Origin of the sequence: Streptomyces sp. SID10853, assembly GCF_010548145.1 — a bacterium.
Classification (GTDB): domain Bacteria; phylum Actinomycetota; class Actinomycetes; order Streptomycetales; family Streptomycetaceae; genus Streptomyces.
Genome location: NZ_JAAGLN010000060.1, coordinates 1 through 17,460, shown reverse-complemented (window position 1 = coordinate 17,460; position 17,460 = coordinate 1). Strand labels below are relative to the sequence as shown.

At 69.4% G+C, this 17,460-nt stretch carries 14 protein-coding genes and 4 tRNA genes; 8 read left to right on the top strand and 10 right to left on the bottom strand.

Annotated features, from left to right (window positions below; all coding sequences use genetic code 11):
* Window positions 1–37 precede the first annotated feature (37 nt).
* Window positions 38–394, bottom strand: coding sequence for a DUF805 domain-containing protein (locus G3I19_RS14570; protein ID WP_164263987.1), 357 nt, complete (start codon window positions 392–394; stop codon window positions 38–40).
* Window positions 395–525: 131 nt separating this feature from the next.
* Here G3I19_RS14570 and G3I19_RS14565 point away from each other — a divergent pair, with 131 nt between their 5' ends.
* From G3I19_RS14565 to purM, 4 genes are all read left to right on the top strand, one after another.
* On the top strand, window positions 526–1,317 hold the full coding sequence (locus tag G3I19_RS14565; RefSeq protein ID WP_164263985.1) for a maleylpyruvate isomerase family mycothiol-dependent enzyme: 792 nt from the start codon (window positions 526–528) through the stop codon (window positions 1,315–1,317).
* A gap of 192 nt (window positions 1,318–1,509) precedes the next feature.
* On the top strand, window positions 1,510–2,304 hold the full coding sequence (locus G3I19_RS14560) for an META domain-containing protein (protein WP_164263984.1): 795 nt from the start codon (window positions 1,510–1,512) through the stop codon (window positions 2,302–2,304).
* 79 nt (window positions 2,305–2,383) lie between these two features.
* Entirely contained in the window at window positions 2,384–3,910 is a 1,527-nt protein-coding gene (gene purF, locus G3I19_RS14555) for an amidophosphoribosyltransferase (protein WP_164263982.1), read from the top strand.
* A gap of 32 nt (window positions 3,911–3,942) precedes the next feature.
* Window positions 3,943–5,043, top strand: coding sequence for a phosphoribosylformylglycinamidine cyclo-ligase (gene purM, locus G3I19_RS14550; RefSeq protein WP_164263980.1), 1,101 nt, complete (start codon window positions 3,943–3,945; stop codon window positions 5,041–5,043).
* A 231-nt stretch (window positions 5,044–5,274) separates the two neighbouring features.
* Here purM and G3I19_RS14545 read toward each other — a convergent pair whose 3' ends face one another.
* Window positions 5,275–5,526, bottom strand: coding sequence for a DUF3073 domain-containing protein (locus G3I19_RS14545; RefSeq protein WP_164263978.1), 252 nt, complete (start codon window positions 5,524–5,526; stop codon window positions 5,275–5,277).
* Between the two features lie 279 nt (window positions 5,527–5,805).
* Window positions 5,806–6,942, bottom strand: coding sequence for a Glu/Leu/Phe/Val dehydrogenase (locus G3I19_RS14540; RefSeq protein WP_164263976.1), 1,137 nt, complete (start codon window positions 6,940–6,942; stop codon window positions 5,806–5,808).
* Window positions 6,943–7,097: 155 nt separating this feature from the next.
* Between G3I19_RS14540 and G3I19_RS14535 the strand changes: the two genes are divergently transcribed.
* On the top strand, window positions 7,098–7,958 hold the full coding sequence (locus G3I19_RS14535; protein WP_164263974.1) for a hypothetical protein: 861 nt from the start codon (window positions 7,098–7,100) through the stop codon (window positions 7,956–7,958).
* A gap of 532 nt (window positions 7,959–8,490) precedes the next feature.
* Window positions 8,491–8,697 (top strand): developmental transcriptional regulator BldC, encoded by a 207-nt coding sequence (gene bldC / locus G3I19_RS14530; protein WP_003949541.1) that lies wholly within the window; start codon window positions 8,491–8,493, stop codon window positions 8,695–8,697.
* Window positions 8,698–9,168: 471 nt separating this feature from the next.
* Here the strand turns inward: bldC and G3I19_RS36890 are convergent, their stop codons facing one another.
* The 3 genes from G3I19_RS36890 to hrpA all read right to left on the bottom strand — a co-directional run bounded on the left by G3I19_RS36890 (window position 9,169) and on the right by hrpA (window position 13,659).
* Window positions 9,169–9,336 (bottom strand): DUF6274 family protein, encoded by a 168-nt coding sequence (locus G3I19_RS36890; RefSeq protein ID WP_203599569.1) that lies wholly within the window; start codon window positions 9,334–9,336, stop codon window positions 9,169–9,171.
* Between the two features lie 203 nt (window positions 9,337–9,539).
* Window positions 9,540–9,614, bottom strand: a tRNA-Asp gene (locus G3I19_RS14525).
* 109 nt (window positions 9,615–9,723) lie between these two features.
* Complete coding sequence (gene hrpA, locus G3I19_RS14520) at window positions 9,724–13,659, bottom strand: ATP-dependent RNA helicase HrpA (RefSeq protein ID WP_164263972.1); 3,936 nt, start codon at window positions 13,657–13,659, stop codon at window positions 9,724–9,726.
* Window positions 13,660–13,759: 100 nt separating this feature from the next.
* On the opposite strand from hrpA, the gene G3I19_RS14515 reads away from it, so the two are divergent.
* A complete protein-coding gene (locus G3I19_RS14515; protein ID WP_164263970.1) occupies window positions 13,760–14,827 on the top strand; it encodes an ABC transporter permease in 1,068 nt (355 codons plus the stop codon).
* Window positions 14,828–14,887: 60 nt separating this feature from the next.
* Here G3I19_RS14515 and G3I19_RS14510 read toward each other — a convergent pair.
* The 4 genes from G3I19_RS14510 to G3I19_RS14495 form a co-directional block, all read right to left on the bottom strand.
* Window positions 14,888–14,964, bottom strand: a tRNA-Phe gene (locus tag G3I19_RS14510).
* Window positions 14,965–15,015: 51 nt separating this feature from the next.
* Window positions 15,016–15,090: transfer RNA gene (locus G3I19_RS14505), tRNA-Asp, on the bottom strand.
* 39 nt (window positions 15,091–15,129) lie between these two features.
* A tRNA-Glu gene (locus tag G3I19_RS14500) sits at window positions 15,130–15,202 on the bottom strand.
* A gap of 114 nt (window positions 15,203–15,316) precedes the next feature.
* Window positions 15,317–16,906 carry a metallophosphoesterase gene (locus G3I19_RS14495; RefSeq protein ID WP_203599568.1) on the bottom strand — a complete coding sequence of 530 codons (1,590 nt, stop codon included), beginning with the start codon at window positions 16,904–16,906 and terminating at the stop codon, window positions 15,317–15,319.
* Between the two features lie 75 nt (window positions 16,907–16,981).
* Between G3I19_RS14495 and G3I19_RS14490 the strand changes: the two genes are divergently transcribed.
* Window positions 16,982–17,332, top strand: coding sequence for a metallopeptidase family protein (locus tag G3I19_RS14490; protein ID WP_343235104.1), 351 nt, complete (start codon window positions 16,982–16,984; stop codon window positions 17,330–17,332).
* Window positions 17,333–17,460: the final 128 nt, after the last annotated feature.

Genomic DNA, 17,460 nt, shown 5'->3' with positions numbered 1-17,460 from the left:
TTGCGCCCGGTGTCGTTTACGTCCGGTGCGGGCCGGCTCAGTAGCCGGGGGCCGCCTTCGGGTCGGGCCCGTGGGAGTTGGCCTGTCGCTGGCCCTCGGTGGCGAGGAACACGATCAGGATGATCCAGCCCACGAACGGGACGAGGGCGATGAAGATCCAGCCGCCCGACCTGCCGGTGTCGTGCAGGCGGCGCACGGTCACGGCGAGCGTCGGCAGCAGTACGGCGAGCGTGTAGAGGCCGCTGAGCCAGTTGCTGTCGAGCACCGCCGAGGAAATGATCGTCAGCACGATGCTGATGATGATGCTGAACAGCGTGAACATCCAGTACTCCTGGCGGCGCGCGCGCCCGCTGAAGCCCACGTAGTTCTTGATCACATCGAGATACCAGTTCACTTCGGTCCCCCCAAAGTCATGCAGAGCGGCCCGTCTCGGTTGACGGGCCGGACGGCAGAACCTATGTGGCTTGAAGTGAACGGGTCAAGGTGACGGGGTCGTTGTCGGACCCAGCGCCTAAGGTCACTTGCATGCCGCCGTCCCAGAAGCGCGCCCGCCGCTACGACTTCGTCATCACCCGTGCCGCTGTACTGGCGCAGTTCGAGCATGTGAGGAGCGCCGTGAGCGCCCTCACGCCCGATCAGCTCGCCCTGCCCACCCGGCTCGGCGACTGGACCGTGCGCGAGCTCGCCGCGCATCTCGCCATGGCCGTCGAGAGCGTCAGCCGCTTTCTCGACGAGGAGCCGCCGGCCGTCCAGGAACTGACCCTGCTGGAGTGGCCGTTCGCCACCGCTCCGGTCGCGCACCAGATCTCCGACGACGTCAGGGCGATAGCCGCCGCCTCCACCCCGGCTGAGCTGTTCGGCCGCACAGCCGACCGGATCGCCGAGCGGCTGCCCGGCGCCGACGGTGAGCGGCTGCTCGCCACCCGCGTCGGCGCCATGCCGCTCGGCGACTATCTGGTCTCGCGCTGTGTGGAACTGGTCGTCCACACCGATGACTTGAACGCGGCCACCGGCCTGGACATCCCGTACGACCGGAAGGCCCTGGCCGCCTGCACCCGGCTGCTCGCGGACGCCCTCGCGGTCAAGGCCCCCGGCGCGTCGACGGAGGTGCGGATCCCGCCGTACGCCGTGGTCCAGTGCATCGAGGGCCCCCGCCACACCCGCGGCACCCCGCCCAACGTCGTCGAGACCGACCCGCTCAGCTGGATCCGGCTGGCCACCGGGCGTACGGAGTGGCAGGCGGCGGTGGAGGGTGCCGATGTCGCGGCGAGCGGCGAGCGCGCCGACCTGTCGGCCCTGCTGCCGGTCATGAGCTGAACGGGAGCACGGACGGAGGGCCGGGCCGTTGCGAACGGAGCGGAAACAGAGGGCCGCGGGGCCGGGCCGGGCCGTTGCGAACGGAGGGGAAACAGCGGGCCGCAGGGCCGGACCGTTGCGAACGGAGCGGATATCAGGGGAAGGAGCGGACAGCAGGGGAACCGGACACCCCGCCCGTCCCGTCCAACCGCCATGCACACGCAACGTACCGCCGTCGCCGCCCTGGCCCTCTGCGCACTGGCCGCCTGCGGCACGGAAAAAGGATCACCGGGTTCGAGCACCCCTGCCGAGCCGGACGTGCCTCTCACCGGGACCGGCTGGACCGTCGACAGCGTCTCCGCGGGCGGCACCGTGCGGAAGGCTCCGGAGGGTGCCGGCATCGCATTCGAGAAGGGACGGCTGAACGGCTCGTCCGGCTGCAACCACTTCAGCGCGCCGGTCACCGTCAAGGACGACACCGTCACCGTCGGCGCCGCCACCAGCACCCTGATCGGCTGCCCGAAGAACCTGCAGAGCTACGAGACCGCTCTCCGCAAGACACTCACCGGCAAGCTCTCCGTCCACCTGAGCGGCGGAAAGCTCACTCTGCGTACAGCGAAGGGTGACTCCGTGACCCTCACCAGGAAGCCGGCGGAGCGGCCCGCTCCGCTCGTCGGAACCGCATGGAAGGTGGACGCGCTGACCGACGGCGCGAGCGTGTCGACCCTTCCCCGGGGGACCGCCGGCACGGCGCGGCTGACCTTCGCGAAGGACGGTTCGGTGCATGGAAACCTGGGCTGCAACCGGGTCACCGGTATGGCAAAGGTCACGGACAGCACCATCACCTTCGGGCCGCTCACCACCACCCGCATGATGTGCAAGGCGTCCGTCATGACCCTGGAGAGGCACCTGCTCAAGGCGGTGCACGGGCCTGTGCACTACGGAATCCAGCACCGCACGCTCACGCTCACGGCCCACGACGGAACCGGAATCCGCGCCACCGCATAGCGTCACGCACCGGTCGGAAAGGGCGCAGCGACGGGTCCCCAATTCGGACCAGTGGTCGATCTCGCCTACACTCGGTGGCGTGCCTCGTGGTGATGGACGACTCAACCACGACCTGCTCCCCGGAGAGAAAGGCCCCCAGGACGCTTGTGGCGTCTTCGGTGTCTGGGCTCCGGGCGAAGAGGTCGCCAAGCTCACCTATTTCGGACTGTATGCCCTGCAGCACCGTGGACAGGAGTCCGCGGGCATCGCAGTGAGCAATGGGTCCCAGATCCTGGTCTTCAAGGACATGGGTCTGGTCTCACAAGTCTTCGACGAAACCTCTCTCAGCTCTCTCCAGGGCCATATCGCGGTGGGCCATGCCCGCTACTCCACCACCGGAGCCTCGGTGTGGGAGAACGCGCAGCCGACGTTCCGTGCCACCGCGCACGGTTCGATCGCCCTCGGACACAACGGCAACCTGGTGAACACGGCCCAGCTGGCCGCGCTGGTCGCCGAGCTGCCCAAGGAGCACGGCCGCTCCACGCAGCTGGCCGCGACCAACGACACCGATCTGATCACCGCGCTCCTCGCGGGCCAGACCGATGACGACGGCAAGCCCCTCACGGTCGAGGACGCGGCGCCCAAGGTGCTGCCCGAGGCCAAGGGCGCTTTCTCGCTGGTCTTCATGGACGAGCACACCCTCTACGCGGCCCGCGACCCGCAGGGCATCCGCCCGCTGGTCCTCGGCCGTCTGGAGCGTGGCTGGGTGGTGGCCTCCGAGTCCGCCGCCCTCGACATCTGCGGCGCCGCCTTCGTCCGCGAGGTCGAGCCCGGCGAGCTGATCGCCATCGACGAGAACGGTCTGCGCAGCACCCGATTCGCAGAAGCGAAGCCCAAGGGCTGTGTCTTCGAGTACGTGTATCTGGCGCGCCCCGACACGGACATCGCCGGCCGCAACGTCTACCTCTCGCGGGTGGAGATGGGCCGGAAGCTGGCCGCCGAAGCCCCGGCGGACGCCGACCTGGTGATAGCGACGCCCGAGTCGGGAACGCCCGCGGCGATCGGTTACGCCGAGGCGAGCGGGATTCCGTACGGCTCGGGCCTCGTCAAGAACGCCTATGTCGGCCGGACCTTCATCCAGCCGTCCCAGACGATCCGCCAGCTCGGTATCCGTCTCAAGCTCAACCCGCTGAAGGAAGTCATCCGCGGGAAGCGCCTGGTGGTCGTCGACGACTCGATCGTCCGCGGCAACACCCAGCGCGCCCTGGTCAAGATGCTCCGTGAGGCGGGCGCCGCCGAGATCCACATCAGGATCTCCTCCCCGCCCGTGAAGTGGCCGTGCTTCTTCGGCATCGACTTCGCCACCCGGGCCGAGCTGATCGCCAACGGCATGTCCGTGGACGAGATCGCGACGTCGATGGGCGCCGACTCCCTCGCGTACATCTCCATCGACGGCATGATCGAGGCCACCACCATCGACAAGCCGGACCTCTGCCGCGCCTGCTTCGACGGTGTGTACCCGATGGAACTGCCCGACCCCGAGCTGCTCGGCAAACAGCTGCTGGAGACCGAGCTCGCGGCTGGACCGGCGAGCACCGCCGCCGCCGAAGCGCTCCGTCGCCCGTAGGCCCCGCAGGACGACACGAAAGTCCCAGAACCATGTCTGCTGAATCTCCCGAGCGCGCCCCGCACCAGGCCGCAGGTGCCAGCTACGCGGCTGCCGGCGTCGACATCGAAGCCGGTGACCGCGCCGTCGAGCTGATGAAGGAGTGGGTGAAGAAGACGCAGCGCCCCGAGGTCGCGGGCCTCGGCGGCCTCGGCGGATTCGCCGGCCTCTTCGACGCCTCGGCCCTGAAGCGCTACGAGCGGCCGCTGCTCGCGTCCGCCACCGACGGCGTGGGGACCAAGGTCGACCTCGCCCGGAAGATGGGCGTCTACGACACCATCGGCCACGACCTCGTCGGCATGGTCGTGGACGACCTGGTCGTCTGCGGCGCCGAGCCGCTCTTCATGACCGACTACATCTGCGTCGGCAAGGTCTTCCCCGAGCGGGTCGCCGCGATCGTGAAGGGCATCGCCGAAGGCTGTGTGCTGGCCGGCTGCTCACTGGTCGGCGGGGAGACGGCCGAACACCCCGGGCTGCTGGGTCCGGACGACTTCGACGTCGCGGGCGCCGGTACGGGCGTGGTCGAGGCGGACCGGCTGCTGGGTCCCGACCGGATCCGCGAGGGTGACGCCGTGATCGCGATGGCGTCGTCCGGACTTCACTCGAACGGGTACTCGCTGGTGCGCCATGTCGTCTTCGACCGGGCCGGCTGGGCGCTGGACCGGGAGATCGCGGAGTTCGGCAGGACGCTCGGCGAGGAGCTGCTGGAGCCGACCAGGATCTACTCGCTGGACTGCCTGGCGCTGACCCGTACGACCGAGGTGCACGGCTTCAGCCACATCACCGGCGGTGGACTGGCCAACAACCTGGCCCGGGTGATCCCGGACCATCTGCACGCCACGGTCGACCGCTCGACCTGGGCCCCCGGCGCGGTCTTCGAGGTCGTCGGCGGGGCCGGGCAGGTCGAGCGCCTGGAGCTGGAGAAGACCCTGAACATGGGGGTCGGCATGATGGCCGTCGTTCCTGCGGAGTCGGTGGACTCGGCGCTGGCGACCTTCGAGGACCGAGGGCTGGACGCCTGGGTCGCCGGAGAGATCACCGGACGCGGCGATCATGGATCGGGCGCGGAGCTGACCGGGGACTACGCCAAGTAGGCGGTGCGGAACTGATCAGCGGACCGGGACGGGCACGGCAGGCCGGCGGGGTGCTGCACGCCAGGTCACAGGCCGGGTGGGTGCGGTCACGACGGGCTGCCCGTGCGGCTCGGGGAGGCCGGTGCACAGGGTGGACAGCACTGAACCCGGTCCGAGGCGCAGGCCCTGGACCGGGTCAGTGTGACGGCGCAGCCGGAGACGGCGCCGGTGAATGCTGCGAGGTGTTGTACGTCAAGCGCCGCGGCGCTGAGACGAAGGACCGGACTCGTCGTCCTCGTCCTGATCCTCGTTGTAACGATCCGCGTACTGTGCGTACGGGTCATCTTCCTCTTCGTCGTCCTCGAACGGCTCCGCGTTCGGTGGCTGACTCGTAGGAGATGCGCCCAGCTCATTGGCCAGACGTGACAGGTCCGTCCCGCCGCTGCTGTACTTCAGCTGGCGGGCGACCTTCGTCTGCTTGGCCTTTGCCCGGCCGCGCCCCATGGCTCGACCCCCTCGGTGACGGGGCTCGACGGCCCCAGAGTCTTGACACCCGTTCATGATTCGGAACGGACTCTCCGTGAAGAGTCCGGTCCGTAGGGCTTCAACGGTACCTGCTTCCGCGGCCATACGGTACGCCGCCCGCGGGAAGCGCCGCTTCACAGAACCAGCGAGGAGCCCTGTCCTCGCTGGTCAACTGCGATTTTAACCTCTTCTCGGCGGCCGACCCGCCGACGGGGGTGAGTCACGTCTCCCCGACAGCGGGTCAGCGGGTGTGCACGGTCAGTGGTCGCGGGCGGAGCGGCCCGCGGCCATCAGCTGCTCGGCGATCCGGTCGGCCGCCGCGGCCGGCGGAATGCCATCTTCATTTGCGCGTGCGAATATTGCCAGCGTGGTGTCGAAGATCTTTGCTGCCTTCTTCTTGCAGCGGTCGAAGTCGAAACCGTGGAGTTCGTCGGCGACCTGGATGACCCCGCCGGCGTTCACCACATAGTCCGGGGCGTAGAGGATGCCCCGGTCCGCGAGGTCCTTCTCGACGCCGGGGTGGGCGAGCTGGTTGTTGGCCGCGCCGCACACCACCTTCGCGGTGAGTACGGGCACCGACGCGTCGTTGAGCGCGCCGCCCAGCGCGCACGGGGCGTAGATGTCGAGCCCTTCGGCGCGGATCAGCGCGTCCGTGTCGGGGACCGCGGTGACCCGGCCCGGGTGGCTGTCGGTGACGCGGCGCACGGAGTCCTCGCGTACGTCCGTGACCAGTACATCGGCGCCCTCGGCCAGCAGATGCCCCACCAGGTGGTGGCCGACCTTGCCGACGCCCGCGACGCCGACCTTGCGGCCGCGCAGCGAGGGGTCGCCCCACAGGTGCTGGGCGCTGGCCCGCATGCCCTGGTAGACGCCGAAGGCGGTCAGCACCGACGAGTCGCCCGCGCCGCCGTTCTCGGGGGAGCGGCCGGTGGTCCAGGCGCACTCGCGCGCCACCACGTCCATGTCCGCGACATAGGTGCCGACGTCGCAGGCCGTCACGTACCGCCCGCCGAGCGAGGAGACGAACCTGCCGTAGGCCAGGAGGAGTTCCTCCGTCTTGATCAGCTCGGGATCGCCGATGATCACGGCCTTGCCGCCGCCGTGGTCCAGGCCGGCCATGGCGTTCTTGTACGACATTCCGCGTGCGAGGTTCAGCGCGTCGGCGACGGCCGCCGCCTCGTTCGCGTACGGGTAGAAGCGCGTGCCGCCGAGGGCCGGGCCCAGGGCGGTGGAGTGGATGGCGATCACGGCCTTGAGGCCGGAGGCACGGTCCTGGCAGAGGACGACCTGCTCGTGTCCGCCCTGGTCCGAGTGGAACAGAGTGTGCAGCACGTCGGCGCGGGCGCCGGGGGCGTCCGGGGCGAGGGGGACGTCAGGTGCAGGAGCGCCGGTCATATCGGTCACGGTGGTGACTCCCAAGTACGAGGCGGCGGCCCTCTTACGGGTGGAGAGGGCCGGATGGCAGCAGATTAGGCCCTGCGCGTCCGTGGATCAGGCGCAGTGCCGAGGATCACCCCCTCGTGGAGCAATGACATGGGACGATTCACCTTATGGCGGTGGTGTCCTCAGTGATCGTCCCCTATACGTCCTACCTGCGGGTGTACGAGCCCTTGGCGGCCTTTCCGGAGGCCGAGCGCGACCACTGGGCCCGCTATGCGCGGCGCAGCGAGCTGCCGACGGCACAGGACGAACTCCGGCGTTCGCTGGCGGATCTGCTGCCGACGCCTCCGGTGGCCGTCCCGGTGCACGAGAGCGCCGACGCGTTCGTGGCCGAGCTCGACGGTGTGGTCTGCGTCTGCCCCTGGCGGACCAGGCTGCGCGGCTGGCAGGCGCTGGAGTCGCTGGCGGCGCAGTATCCGGAGCCGGTGCTCGATGTGGTGCTCCCGCCGGTGGTGCGTCTGCAGGCGGCCGCCGACTACGAGCGCTGGCTCGAGCGGAACCCGGACGCACGGCCGTGGATCCGGACGACGGTCTGGCATGTCCCGGTGCGCTGGTTCACGCTCTTCGACGACGAGGAACGCGAGTACGAGAAGGCCGGGTCCGGCGACGGCGAGGTGGCCGGAGCGCCGCCGGTGATGCGCTACCGGACGCCGATGGTGCAGGCCAGACGCCGGCTGGCCCGGTCGCTGAAGACGCTCAGGGAACACTTCGAGGAGGGCCCGCTCACCGAGGGGCTCGTCGATGTCGGAAAGTGGCTGGAGGAGTTCCACCCCAGGTCGCTGGTCGAGCTCGACTACGGCGGCCTGGTGCACGCCCTGTCCGACGAGCAGCTGGCCGAGGACCGTTCGGCCGCCGATGTGGCGGCCGCGGTGGCCGCGCTGCGCGCGGGCGACGAGGAGACGGCCGACGCCGCGTACGAGCGCCTCGCGGACCGCTGGCGTGCCGTCCGGGCACGGCAGACGGCGAACTGACCGCGGAGTCGCCGCGGGCCGCGGGCCGAACCGGCGGCGGGCCGCCGGTGGCGCCGCGGGTGACACTGTGGGTGCTGCTCTGCGGAAAGGTCCTTGGTCCTGATCCGGGCCTTTAAGTCAAGCGTGACGGACCGCACTAACCGGGGCCTTGCGCCCATCCCCCACCCTCGTGTCAAAATAGGACAAGGAGTCCGGGGAGGGCTCCGTCCGTCCAAGTAAGGGCGGATTCCTCGGCATTGCACTCTATGGGGGGTCTCATGACTCCTGATGACCATGTGACTGATCGTCACTGGGGCGTGACTGTCCGCTATGGCATGGTCCATCGGGCTTCGGCCGCTGATGAGCGCCTGAGAGGGCAATTCCATCGGTTTGGCCGACGCGGCTGGACGGATGGTGTAGTTGTAGTGCCGAAGACAAGCCGTTCGTCCTATAACCGACTCGGCCCGTGTCCGCCATTTCGGGCAACGCGGGTCAAGGTGCAGAATTTAGAGGAAAGAACCGAGATGGTTCGGTTCTCCCGAGGAGGCCGCTCATGACCGCTCGCACCCCTGATGCCGAGCCGCTGCTGACCCCGGCTGAGGTTGCCACGATGTTCCGCGTGGACCCGAAGACGGTCACCCGCTGGGCGAAGGCGGGCAAGCTCACGTCCATCCGAACGCTGGGTGGGCATCGCCGGTACCGCGAGGCAGAGGTCCGTGCTCTGCTCGCGGGTATTCCGCAGCAGCGCAGCGAGGCCTGAACACCCTAATAAATCGGGCGTTTTCGGGTCCCCCAACCCGGTTCGGCCCGTTATAGCTCCACTTGACGGCGGTCCGCCCCAACGGACTTCCGTTTTTGATCGCGCTGGACTCCGCCGGGTCCAGCGCGATCTTTTTTGTGTCATGCCCCGTTCGGGCCGGTGAGTGGCTGTGGCGGCCGGGCCGCCGGCCGGTCGCCGTGTGCCCGTACGGGGCCTTCTGCCGCACTCCCAGGGCCCGTTGGCGGTCGTCCGATTCAGCCCTGTCGTCCCGTTGTCGGTGCGGTCGCGGAGGCTCAGCGTGTGCCGCCGGTTACGTCTCGCACAGCAGTGCAATGGCACATATTAAATTGGGGCGTTGTAGGGAGGGGTTAAGTTCACTCCTTTTCAAAACTCTTTGCGTGACACCCGTCACACAGCAGAGCACTTGCCAAACCCGAGCCTGTCACGGACAGACCCGGCGGGCAGCATGGTTCAGCGGCGCGCCGGTGGACGTTCCTCATCGGGGGCGGACTGCTCCATCGCGAGCCGCAGCAGCCGGTGGCAGACCGCGCAGTGCCGGGTGAGATGGCGGTGGCCCACGGCGGCCGCCAGATGGGCGCGCAGCAGCGCCCGTGTCTCGTGTCGCGTCGCAGCCGCCATACGCCGACCTCCTGCCGCCCCCCGGGGCGTTCGCCGCCCTCCGGGCCTCCACTGCCCGGCGAGCCCCTGCAGTCTGAGTACCCGTGGGCGGGATACGCCGTCAAGACGCGTGCGGGGGCGGCAGCGGGCCGGAAACAGCAGAAGGGCCCGCATCCTCAGCGGATGCGGGCCCTTCTGCTGTGCTGTCGCACGTACTTCTACTGCGGTCCTGACGGGATTTGAACCCGCGGCCTCCACCTTGACAGGGTGGCGAGCACTCCAAACTGCTCCACAGGACCAGGTTCGCAGCCGTACCCCGCGAGAAACTCGCACGGTGTTGCCTCTGTTCGGCTGCGAGACAGACTGTACAGGAGGGCAGGCCCCCTGGTCGAACTGGCTGTGATCCGCTCAGCGGACCCCGGCGACCACCGCGTCGATGGCCTTCACGATGCGCTTGTCCGAGACCGTCTGCGCCGTGCCGAGCGCGTGCGCGAAGTAGCTCACCCGCAGCTCCTCGATCATCCAGCGGATGTCGAGCGCCTCCTTCGGCACCGGGCGCCCCTGCGGCAGCTGCTCCAGCAGCCAGGCGTACTCGTCCTGCATCTCGTGGACCTTCTCCATCCGCGTGGTGTCGCGCTGGACGGCCGTCGGCATCTGCTGGAGCCTGCGGTCGGCCGCGACCAGATAGCGCATCAGGTCCGGCAGCCTGCGCAGCCCGGTGGCGGTGACGAAGCCCGGCTTGATGAGCGCCGCCAACTGGGTGCGCACATCGGCCAGGTTGGCGACGAGCACCAGGCTGCTGGTCGACTTCAGCCGGCGCTCGGCCGCCTGCCAGGCCGCCAGGATCTGCTGCACCTGGTCGACGGTCCTGATGGTCGTCTCGACGAGGTCGGCGCGCACCTTCTCGTACAGCTTGCGGTACGACTCCTCGTCCCAGGCCGGCCCGCCGTGGTCGGCGATCAGCTGGTCGGCCGCCGCCATGGCGCAGTCGTCGAAGAGCGCCTGGACCGAACCGTGCGGGTTGCGGGACAGGGCGAGCTTCGCCTGGTTGCTGAGCCGGTCGGAGGCGAACTTGGCCGGGTTCACCGGGATGTTGAGCAGGATCAGCCTGCGGGTGCCCCGCCACATCGCCTGCTGCTGCTCGGCCTGGGTGTCGAAGAGCCGTACGGAGACGCTGTCGCCCGAGTCGACCAGCGCCGGGAAGGCGCGGACCGGCTGGCCCGCCCGCCTGGTCTCGAAGACGCGGGAGAGCGTGCCGACCGTCCAGTCGGTGAGGCCGGTGCGCTCGACCGACTCGCCGGCCGGGCCCGCCGTCGCCGCTGCCGCTTTGGAGATCGCCTGGCGGGCCCTGGGGCGCAGCCGGAGCTTGAGCGCTTCGAGGTCCTTGTCCTCGGCCACGTTGCGGCGCCGCTCGTCGACGATCCGGAAGGTGATCTTGAGGTGGTCCGGCACCCGGGAGAGGTCGAAGTCCTCGGCCGTGACGGGGACGCCCACCATGCGCTGCAGTTCCCTGGCGAGCGTCAGCGGCAGCGGCTCCTGGAGGGGCACCGCGCGGTCGAGGAAGGCTCCCGCGTAGTTCGGCGCGGGCACGTAGTGGCGGCGGACCGGCTTGGGCAGGGAGCGGATCAGCTCGGTGACGACCTCCTCACGGAGCCCCGGGATCTGCCAGTCGAAGCCCTCGGGCGTGACCTGGTTGAGCACCTGGAGCGGGATGTGGACCGTGACACCGTCCGCGTCCGCGCCCGGCTCGAACTGGTACGTCACCCGGAACTTCAGCTTCCCCTGCCGCCAGGAGTCCGGATAGTCGTCCTTGGTGACGGCCCCGGCCTTCTCGGTGATCAGCATCGAGCGCTCGAAGTCGAGGGCCTCGGGCTCGTCCCGCTGCTTGTGCTTCCACCAGGAGTCGAAGTGGGCGCCGGAGACGACGTGTTCGGGGATCCGCCCGTCGTAGAAGTCGAAGAGCGTCTCGTCGTCCACCAGGATGTCGCGGCGCCGTGCGCGGTGCTCCAGCTCCTCGACCTCGGCCAGGAGCTTGCGGTTCGCGGCGAAGAACTTGTGGTGGGTGCGCCAGTCGCCCTCGACCAGGGCGTTGCGAATGAAAAGTTCCCGGCTGGTCTCCGGGTCGATCCGGCCGTAGTTGATCTTCCGCTGGGCCACGATCGGGACGCCGTACAGGGTGACCCGCTCGTACGCCATCACCGCTGCCTGGTCCTTCTCCCAGTGCGGCTCGCTGTAGGTGTGCTTCACCAGGTGCTGGGCGAGCGGTTCGATCCACTCCGGCTCGACCTTGGCATTGACCCTGGCCCACAGCCGTGAGGTCTCCACCAGCTCGGCGGACATGATGAAGCGCGGCTGCTTCTTGAAGAGCGCCGAGCCGGGGAAGATCGCGAACTTGGCGTTGCGGGCGCCCAGATACTCGTTCTTCTCGGTGTCCTTGAGCCCGATGTGCGAGAGCAGCCCGGCGAGCAGCGAGGTGTGCACGGCCTGCTCGGGCGCGTCCTCCTCGTTCAGCCTGATGCCCATGGTCCTGGCGACCGAGCGCAGCTGCGCGTAGATGTCCTGCCACTCGCGGATCCGCAGGAAGTTCAGATACTCCTGCTTGCACATCCGGCGGAAGCTGGAGGAGCCGCGCTCCTTCTGCTGGTCGCGGATATAGCGCCAGAGGTTGAGGAAGGCCAGGAAGTCGGAGGTCTCGTCCTTGAAGCGGGCGTGCTGCTGGTCGGCCTGGGTCTGCTTCTCCGCCGGGCGCTCGCGCGGGTCCTGGATGGAGAGCGCGGCGGCGATGACCATCACTTCGCTGACGCAGCCGTTCCGGTCGGCCTCCAGGACCATCCGGGCCAGCCGTGGGTCGACGGGCAGCTGGCTGAGCTTGCGGCCCTCCTGGGTGAGCCGCCGCTTGGGGTCCTTCTCCTTGGGGTCCAGCGCGCCGAGCTCCTGGAGCAGCTGGACGCCGTCGCGGATGTTGCGGTGGTCCGGCGGGTCGATGAAGGGGAACTTCTCGATGTCGCCGAGGCCGGCCGCGGTCATCTGGAGGATGACGGACGCCAGGTTGGTGCGGAGGATCTCCGGATCGGTGAACTCGGGGCGGGTGAGGAAGTCGTCCTCCGCGTACAGCCGGATGCAGATGCCGTCCGACGTACGGCCGCAGCGGCCCTTGCGCTGGTTGGCGCTGGCCTGCGAGATCCGCTCGATGGGCAGCCGCTGGACCTTGGTGCGGTGGCTGTAGCGGGAGATACGGGCGGTGCCCGGGTCGATCACGTACTTGATGCCGGGGACGGTCAGCGAGGTCTCCGCGACGTTGGTGGCGAGCACCACCCGTCTGCCGCCGCCGGACGGCCGCTGGAACACCCGGTGCTGCTCGGCGTGCGAGAGGCGCGCGTACAGCGGCAGCACCTCGGTGCGGCGCAGGTTCCGTTTGTTCAGCGCGTCGGCGGTGTCCCGGATCTCACGCTCGCCGGAGAGGAAGACCAGTACGTCGCCCGAGCCCTCGCCCTGGAGTTCGTCGACCGCTTCACAGATCGCGGTGATCTGGTCCCGGTCGCCTTCGTCGCCCTCCTCCTCCAGGAGTGGGCGGTAGCGCACCTCGACCGGGTACGTACGGCCGCTGACCTCGACCACAGGGGCGTCGCCGAAGTGCCGGGCGAAGCGCTGTGGGTCGATCGTGGCCGAGGTGATGACGACCTTGAGATCGGGGCGCTTCGGCAGCAGCTGGGCCAGATATCCCAGCAGGAAGTCGATGTTGAGCGACCGCTCGTGGGCCTCGTCGATGATGATCGTGTCGTACGCGCGCAGCTCGCGGTCCGTCTGGATCTCGGCGAGGAGGATGCCGTCCGTCATCAGCTTGATGAAGGTGGCTTCCTGGTCGACCTGGTCGGTGAAGCGGACCTTCCAGCCGACCGCTTCGCCCAGCGGGGTGTTCATCTCGTCCGCGATGCGCTCGGCGACCGTGCGCGCGGCGATCCGGCGGGGCTGGGTGTGGCCGATCATGCCCCGGACGCCGCGCCCCAGCTCCAGACAGATCTTCGGGATCTGGGTCGTCTTGCCCGACCCGGTCTCACCGGCGACGATCACCACCTGGTGATCGCGTATCGCCTCGGCGATCTCGTCCTTCTTACGGCTGACCGGCAGCTGCTCGGGGTAGCTGACCGTGGGCACCCGGGCGGACCTGCGCGCCATCCGGGCGGTGGACTTCTCCGCTTCGGCGGCGATCTGGTCCAGCGCGGCCTGCCGGGCCTCTGGTTTACGGATACGGCGGGCGCCCTCCAGGCGTCGGCCGAGCCGGTGCGCGTCGCGCAGCGACAGCTCGTTGAGCGTGGCCTGGATATCAGCGAAGGAAGTAGACATACCTGATCCAGGATCTCACCCTGCGCAACCCGTGGGCGAACGGATTTCTATGCCCCGTTCTGAAGGCGTATGTCCGTGATGTGTGGTTTAGCTTGTTCCTATGGCCGACGAGACGGAACAGCACGGCGCCCACAGCGCCCACGGCAGGCATCCGACCGGGGCCGAGCGGTGGGAGAGCTTCCGCAAGTCGCCCTTCGTGCCGGCGACCGTGCTGCTGCTCATTCTCGCCGCCGCGGCCGGGCTCTTCGCCGGCTCGTACACGTACTTCATGGCGAACCCGACCCCGCACCGGGTGCCGACCGCTGTCGTCGGCCCTTATGAGTCGCCCGTCGGGAAGCGGTTCATCGGCGGGATGGAGAAAGCCCTCGACGCCTCGCTGAAACTCCATGTGTACGGGACGGACGCCCAGGCGCGGCGGGCCGTGGACCAGCAGAAGGTCTTCGCGATCGTGCATGTGCGGAGCCGGGCGGTGCGGCTCGACGTGTCCGGGGCGTCCGGCGCCTCGGTCGCGCAGGTGCTCGTGGAGTCGGCGCCCGCGGTGGCGAAGGCGACCGGTGTCCCGGTCCGGGTGACGGACATCAACCCGCTCCAGAAGGGCGATCCGCGGGGGCTCGCGCTCTTCTACATCTCGCTGGCCGCGGTGATCGTCGGTTTCGTCGGCGCGATCCAGCTCTCGGTGCACGCCCGCGGGCTGAACCCGGCGGAGCGCATCGCGTACATCGTCGCCAACGCGCTGCTGGGCGGCTTCGCCATCGCGGCCGTCGTCGACTGGTGGCTGGGCGCGCTGGACCTGCCGTTCGTGGAGTCCTGGCTGATCCTGGCCTTCACGATGTTCACGTCCGGCATGGTCTTCACGATGTTCAACACCCTCATCGGCCGCTGGGCGATGCTCCCCACCTGGGGGCTGATGGTGCTGCTCGGCAACCCGTCGTCGGGCGGCGCCGTGTCCTGGCCGCTGCTTCCCTCGACGCTGGGCCATATCGGTCAGTGGCTGCCGCCCGGTGCCTCGGTCAACGCCCAGCACACCGCGGTGTACTTCGGCCACGACCAGCACGCCTTCCCGTTCCTGGTGCTCGCGGGATGGTCGCTGGTGTCGTGTGCCGTCTTCTGGACCTGGCGCCACCGGCATCCGGGCGGGCGCACGGTGCTGGGCGGCCGGCGGGCGTAGGGGAAGCTCCCGGGTACGCGAAAAGCCCCGACGCGCGGGCGGCCGGGGCTCTCGAAGTGCTGGTGGCTGGGGCCGGGATCGAACCGGCGACCTATCGCTTTTCAGGCGATCGCTCGTACCAACTGAGCTACCCAGCCGTGGGGCATCCCCTGCTCGAAGAGCTGGGGGAAGCGGCGCGAACGCCGCAGCGGTCCTGACGGGATTTGAACCCGCGGCCTCCACCTTGACAGGGTGGCGAGCACTCCAAACTGCTCCACAGGACCAAGCAATGTGCGAGAAATATTCTCGCACACAGTGTTGCGTGCCCCCAACGGGATTCGAACCCGTGCTACCGCCTTGAAAGGGCGGCGTCCTGGGCCACTAGACGATGAGGGCTAAGGGCCCGCCTGGGCGCTTTGCAGCGCGTCGGGGACGTCCGAAGCATATGGGATGGCGGCGCGGTTCGCCAAAACGGTTTGGCGGGACGCGGGCGGTGGCTTCGTCCCGGGCTCAGGGCGACGTGGGCGAGGGCTTCGCGCCGGGCAGGCTGTCGTCCGGCAGATGCCTGCTGACCTCCGCTGTCGTCAGGCCCAGGCCGCCCAGTGTGATCTCGTCCCAGGCCCGCAGACGCCTGGTCGGGCGGTCCAGATAGAGCACCGAAGCGAGCACTTTCTCCGGGTGTTTGTTCTGTACGGCGCGCAGCCCGCCGCCGCCCGTCGAGCCCTCCACCTTCAGCCGGGTGCCGAGGGGGAGCAGCTGGTTCTCGCGGTGGTGGACGTGCCCGGCGAGCACCAGCGGGACCGTGCCGTCGGTCTCGCGGGCCGCCTGCGGCTCGTGCGCGACCGCGATGTCGACGGGGGTGCCGGCCGCCTTCTGGTCCCGGATGGCGGACGCCAGCCGGATTCCGGCGAGCCGCTCCGCCGCGTCACCGCCGGGTACCACCGAGCGGTCCGGGGTGAACTGCGGGTCGCCGGTCCCCGCGATCCGCAGGCCGGCGACGCTCACGGCGCTGCCGTTGTCGAGCACGTGCACGTTCCTGAGGTGCTTCAGATACTTCTGGGTGGTGGCCGAGTCGTGGTTGCCGCGGACCCATACGTACGGCACCCCGAGGTCCGGCACCGGGTCGAGGAAGGTGTTCTCGGCGGCGCTCCCGTGGTCCATCGTGTCGCCCGAGTCGATGATCGCGTCGATCTTGTACTGCTTCACGAGCGAGCCGATGATCTGCCACGACGCCGGGTTGAGATGGATGTCGGAGACATGCAGGACGCGGATCGTGCCGGGGTCCGGCTGATAGGCGGGCAGGGTCGAAGCGGCGTCGTACAGCTTCGTCACGTTGGTGACGAGACGCGCCAACTCCTCCTGGTAGACGTTGAAATCGGTGACGATCGAGCGTGCGTTGCCGACCACCTGCGGGGCGGAGGAGAGCAGCCCGGAGAACTTCGGCTCGAGCAGCGACTTCGGGTTCCAGGTCGCGTACGCGGTGGCGCCCGACGCGGCGAGCAGGACGAGCGCGAGACCTCCGGCCGCCAGGGCGCGGCGCGGTCTGCGGTAGACGACCAGGCCGAGCGTGGTGGCGCCGATCACCACGGCGGCGCAGGAGCGTACGGCCAGGTCGAGGGTGCTGTGCTCGACGTCGTGGGCGATCTCGGTCTGGAGGCCGGAGATCCGTTCCGGGTGCTGCACCAGGGCCTGGGAGCGGACCGGATCGAGGCGGTCCACGTCGACGTCGAGCCGGATGGGGGCGGTGTGCGAGTCGAGTGCGAGCGCGCCGAGTGGTGAGACGTTGATCTTGGTGCCGCCGGTGAGCGAGGGCCGCAGTGTCATGGTCGTGTCCATCGGGCCGACCTGCGACCTGACATTGCCCACGACCAGCAGCCCCAGCCAGGCGCCGAGCAGCACGACGGCCAGCAGCACCGGGCCCCGGACCCAGGGGCTTGGGTGCGGGGCGAGGGAGAGCGTGTGCGGCGTGAAGCGGAGGCCGCGGGCGCGGCCCGTACGCGGCCGTCCTGCGCGTGGCCCCCGGGCGCGGGGACGGCGCGCGCTCAGGGCCCGGACGGTGCGCAGCGCCCGGAGTTGCCGTAGTCGGTCGGCGGCGGCCATCTGTGCGGTATGCCCACGGGGCGGAAGTCCCATGCGAGCGCGGCGCATACGGGGGAACTACGGGACAATGGGCGGGTGCTGGAGATGACGCGTGAGGAGTTCGAGGAACTGGTCGCCGAGGCGCTGGACCGCATCCCGCCGGAGCTGACCCGGCTGATGGACAACGTCGCGGTGTTCGTCGACGACGAGCCGGCCTCGGACGACCCGGAGCTGCTCGGCCTCTACGAGGGGACACCGCTGACGGACCGCGGCGAGTGGTACGCGGGTGTCCTGCCGGACCGGATCACCGTCTACCGGGGGCCGACGCTGCGGATGTGCGCCTCGCGCGAGGAGGCGGTCGCCGAGACGGAGATCACCGTGGTGCACGAGGTCGCGCACCACTTCGGGATCGACGACGAGCGGCTGCACGCGCTCGGGTACGGCTGACGGGGACGGCTGACGGGTACGGCTCTGGGCGCGGGCTTCGGGCTGCGGGCTGCGGGCTCTGGTCGCGGGGCTGCGGCCGTGGGCCGTGGGCGCGGGGCGGGTGCCGCTCGCGACGTGTGGCGGCGGCG

Coding starts and splice junctions, on each gene's coding strand:
- G3I19_RS36890 (WP_203599569.1), bottom strand. CDS start 9,336: ATGGCGGCTGCGACGCGACACGAGACACGGGCGCTGCTGCGCGCCCAT.
- G3I19_RS14540 (WP_164263976.1), bottom strand. CDS start 6,942: ATGACCGGCGCTCCTGCACCTGACGTCCCCCTCGCCCCGGACGCCCCC.
- G3I19_RS14495 (WP_203599568.1), bottom strand. CDS start 16,906: ATGGCCGCCGCCGACCGACTACGGCAACTCCGGGCGCTGCGCACCGTC.
- bldC (WP_003949541.1), top strand. CDS start 8,491: ATGACCGCTCGCACCCCTGATGCCGAGCCGCTGCTGACCCCGGCTGAG.
- hrpA (WP_164263972.1), bottom strand. CDS start 13,659: ATGTCTACTTCCTTCGCTGATATCCAGGCCACGCTCAACGAGCTGTCG.
- G3I19_RS14560 (WP_164263984.1), top strand. CDS start 1,510: ATGCACACGCAACGTACCGCCGTCGCCGCCCTGGCCCTCTGCGCACTG.
- G3I19_RS14535 (WP_164263974.1), top strand. CDS start 7,098: ATGGCGGTGGTGTCCTCAGTGATCGTCCCCTATACGTCCTACCTGCGG.
- G3I19_RS14565 (WP_164263985.1), top strand. CDS start 526: ATGCCGCCGTCCCAGAAGCGCGCCCGCCGCTACGACTTCGTCATCACC.
- G3I19_RS14515 (WP_164263970.1), top strand. CDS start 13,760: ATGGCCGACGAGACGGAACAGCACGGCGCCCACAGCGCCCACGGCAGG.
- G3I19_RS14545 (WP_164263978.1), bottom strand. CDS start 5,526: ATGGGGCGCGGCCGGGCAAAGGCCAAGCAGACGAAGGTCGCCCGCCAG.
- purM (WP_164263980.1), top strand. CDS start 3,943: ATGTCTGCTGAATCTCCCGAGCGCGCCCCGCACCAGGCCGCAGGTGCC.